The following is a 3,772-nucleotide window of genomic DNA, read 5'->3' as shown; positions in this document are numbered from 1 at the left end:
CGCGCGGCGCAGGGGCCCCGGCCGCCCGTCCGGGGCCCCTGCGCGGCCGCGTGCGGCTACCTGCCGGTCTCCTTGGAGACCAGGTCCACCGCCTCCTCCACGTCGTCCGTGACGTGGAAGAGCAGCAGGTCCTTCTCCGACGCCTTGCCCTGGGCGATGACGGTGTTGCGCAGCCAGTCGACCAGGCCGCTCCAGTAGTCCGTACCGAAGAGCACGATCGGAAAGCGCGTCACCTTACGGGTCTGGACGAGCGTCAGCGCCTCGAAGAGTTCGTCCAGCGTGCCGAGTCCGCCCGGCAGCACGACGAAGCCCTGCGCGTACTTCACGAACATCGTCTTGCGGACGAAGAAGTAGCGGAAGTTCACCCCGATGTCGACGTGCGCGTTGATGCCCTGCTCGAAGGGCAGCTCGATACCGAGGCCGACCGAGATGCCCTTGGCCTCGCTCGCGCCCTTGTTCGCGGCCTCCATCACTCCGGGACCGCCGCCGGTGATCACCGCGAAGCCCGCCTTGGCCAGCGCTCTGCCGAGTGCGACGCCCACCTCGTACTCGGGTGTGCCGGCCGGAGTGCGGGCGGAACCGAAGACGCTGATGGCACTGGGCAGTTCGGCGAGGGCGCCGAAGCCCTCCACGAACTCGGACTGGATGCGCATGACCCGCCACGGGTCGGTGTGCACCCACTGGGAGTCGCCCTCGGTGTCGAGCAGCCGCTGATCGGTCGTGCCCGGCCTGATCTGTTCCCTGCGGCGCAGTACCGGTCCCAGCCGCTGCTCCTCCAGCGCCCGCAATCCCTCGGGGTTGCTCATGACCTGCTCCCTCCGCCGAACATCATTCGCTTTGGCTCAGGGTAGGTCGGCCGACGTTACGAATGGCGAAATCGGGGCGATCCACCAGGATGCGATGTCAGGAAGTGAGCCACTCGCGCAGCCGGTACTCGCAGTGCGTGATCTTGTCCACGGCGACGTGTTCGTCCCGCTTGTGGGCGAAAAGCGCGTCGCCGGGGCCGTAGTTGACCGCGGGCACCCCCAGGGCGCTGAAGCGTGAGACGTCCGTCCAGCCGAACTTGGGCTGCGCTGTGCCGCCCACCGCCTCCATGAACGCGGCAGCGGCAGGGTGCGACAGGCCGGGCAGGGCCCCGCCCGTGTGGTCGTCCACCACGATCTCGCTCACACCGCAGTCGGCGAACACCTCGCGGACGTGCGCCTCGGCCTCGGCCATGCTGCGGTCCGGGGCGTACCGGTAGTTGACCACCACGGTGCATTCGTCGGGGATGACGTTGGTGGCCACGCCTCCTTCGATGCCGACGGCGTTGAGGCCCTCCCGGTACTCCAGTCCGTCGATGACCGGCCGGCGCGGCTCGTACGACGCGAGGCGGGCCAGGATCGGGCCGGCGGCGTGAATGGCGTTGGACCCCATCCAGCTGCGCGCGGAGTGTGCCCGCTCCCCCTTCGTGCGCAGGTGGACCCGGAGCGTCCCCTGGCAGCCGCCTTCGACCTGGGCGTCGGAGGGCTCCAGCAGGACCGCGAAGTCGCCCACGAGCCAGTCCGGGTGGGCCTCGGCCACATGCCCCAGTCCGTTGAGGTGTGCGGCCACCTCTTCGTTGTCGTAGAAGACGAAGGTGAGGTCGCGGTTGGGCTCCGGAACGGTGGCGGCGATCCGCAGCTGCACGGCGACGCCCGACTTCATGTCGCTGGTGCCGCAGCCCCACAGGATGCCTTCGGCGTCGAGCCGCGAGGGCACGTTGCCGGCGATCGGCACCGTGTCGATGTGCCCGGCCAGCACGACCCGCTCCGAGCGGCCGAGGCGGGTCCTCGCCACGACGTTGTTTCCGTGCCGGTCGACGGTGAGGTGCGGCAGCTCGCGCAGCGCTTCCTCGATGGCGTCGGCGAGGGGCTTCTCCGTGCCGCTGACCGACGGGAAGTCGACCAGGGCTGCGGTGAGCGCGGGGGCGTCGAGGGTGAGGTCAAGCGCGGTCTCAGGCATGGCTCCGACGATAAGCGGTCCCCGGCGGGTCATGACCGGCACACCCCCCGGGGTCGCTCAGGGGGCTCCAGTACGGTGGGCGGGTGTCCGAGACCGCCTCTCCCGTCCGGCGCGGCCGCCTCTTGCGCTTCGCGGCCGCGTCCCTCGTGCTGCTGGCCCTCATCGGTTACGTCGCGGTGCAGTACGTCACCGGCGGCGGGGCGTCGCGCTGTGTCGTCCGTACCGCCGAGGGCGACGGCCCGTCGTACGAGCTCACGCCCGAGATGGCGGGGAACGCCGCGACGATCTCCGCGGTGGGCACGACCCGCGGGATGCCGGAGCGGGCCGTGACGATCGCGCTGGCGACCGCGCTCCAGGAGTCGGCTCTGCGCAACATCGAGCACGGCGACCGGGACTCGCTCGGTCTGTTCCAGCAGCGCCCTTCGCAGGGGTGGGGGACGCCCGAGCAGATCCTGGACCCCGTCTACTCCTCGGGGAAGTTCTACGACGGCCTCGCCGAGGTACCCGGCTACTCACGGCTGCCGCTCACGGTGGCCGCGCAGCGCGTCCAGCGCAGCGGTTTCCCGCAGGCGTACGCGAAGCACGAGCCGGACGCCGCGCTGCTGGCCGCGGCCCTCACGGGCCGGGCCTCCGCGACCCTGACCTGCGACGTCAAGAGCGGCGGCGGGCCGGGCGACCCGGCGCGGATCCGGACGGAGCTGACGCGGGCGTTCGGGCCCGAGGTGCTGCCGAAGGGCGGCAGCGGCCGGGGCCGCGCGGGCGACGCGGGTTCGCGGGAGGTGTCCGTTCCGGTGCGGTCGACGGCCGGTTCGGCGGAGACGGGCGCCGGCGGCACCGGAGCGCACGGCGGCGGCCGCGGCCGGGGCGGCGAGCGCGGCTGGGAGCTCGCGCACTGGGCGGTGGCGCGGGCCGACGAGCTGCGTATCGAAGAGGTCTCGTACGCGGGCCGCGTGTGGAGCGCCGAGGAGTCGGAAGAGGGCTGGCGTCCGGCGGGCGACGAGGACAGCGCCACGGACGACGTACACATCCGCATCGCACGCTAGTTCAGCACCCCCCTCGAACGAGGCAGTCCGTTCCCGTCCGGGACACGCTCTTCCGGGCAGCGGACCACCCCAGGGCGGGCACCGCCATTCCCCTTGAGGGCAACGGGAAGTGACGGTTCGCCAGATGGCTTCACTATGCAGCGTTTGACCGTTTTTATCCGAGAACGATAATGCGACGCGTTACCAATTCTTTACCTTGGACCACCGCAACTTCCCCCCCGCTCCCCCCGGTTGTCAGGACGTCCGAACGCCGGACACGCAGCATTCCGAACGTCCTCTCGTCTCAAGGAGCATCATGTCCCTCCCCCTGACCCGTCGGATCGCCCGTGCCGCGCTGCTCATCGCGGCGGGAGCAGCTCCCGTGGTCGGTGCGGCCGGCTCCGCAGGCGCCGTTGAACTCCCGCAGGCCCCGGTCGGCGGCCTCTCGGCCCTCGACGCGGACAACGTCGACTCCACGGTCGACGGCGTCTCGAAGGAGACCACCAAGGTGGCCGGCCAGGTCGGCGGCAAGACCGCGGAGAAGGCCGCCCCTGTGGCGACCAAGACCGTCGGCAAGGCGGCCAAGACGGCCACCCCGGTCGCCACGAAGGCCGCCGGTGACACCGCCGGGCAGGCGGGCGACCTGGTCGGCGGCGCCGGCGAGGGCGGGCTTCCGACCGACTCGCTGACCGGCGGCGGCCTGCCCACCGGTGCGCTCGGCGGCGGCCTGCCGATCGGCTGACAGCACGGCGCGCACACGCAAGAAG

4 protein-coding genes are annotated in these 3,772 nt (G+C 71.5%); 2 read left to right on the top strand and 2 right to left on the bottom strand.

What is annotated here, in order from left to right; genetic code table 11:
* Positions 1–56 precede the first annotated feature (56 nt).
* Complete coding sequence (locus tag ACWGH4_RS32720) at positions 57–806, bottom strand: LOG family protein (RefSeq protein ID WP_453467243.1); 750 nt, start codon at positions 804–806, stop codon at positions 57–59.
* Between the two features lie 97 nt (positions 807–903).
* Entirely contained in the window at positions 904–1,983 is a 1,080-nt protein-coding gene (gene dapE / locus ACWGH4_RS32715) for a succinyl-diaminopimelate desuccinylase (RefSeq protein ID WP_453467241.1), read from the bottom strand.
* Between the two features lie 83 nt (positions 1,984–2,066).
* Here dapE and ACWGH4_RS32710 point away from each other — a divergent pair, with 83 nt between their 5' ends.
* A complete protein-coding gene (locus ACWGH4_RS32710; RefSeq protein ID WP_453467239.1) occupies positions 2,067–3,026 on the top strand; it encodes a hypothetical protein in 960 nt (319 codons plus the stop codon).
* A 295-nt stretch (positions 3,027–3,321) separates the two neighbouring features.
* The gene (locus ACWGH4_RS32705; protein ID WP_453467237.1) at positions 3,322–3,747 is read left to right on the top strand and encodes an ATP-binding protein; all 426 of its coding nucleotides are present in this window, start codon (positions 3,322–3,324) and stop codon (positions 3,745–3,747) included.
* Positions 3,748–3,772 lie beyond the last annotated feature (25 nt).

It is taken from the genome of Streptomyces sp. NPDC054847 (assembly GCF_053610925.1).
This window is presented reverse-complemented; position numbering and strand designations above follow the sequence as displayed.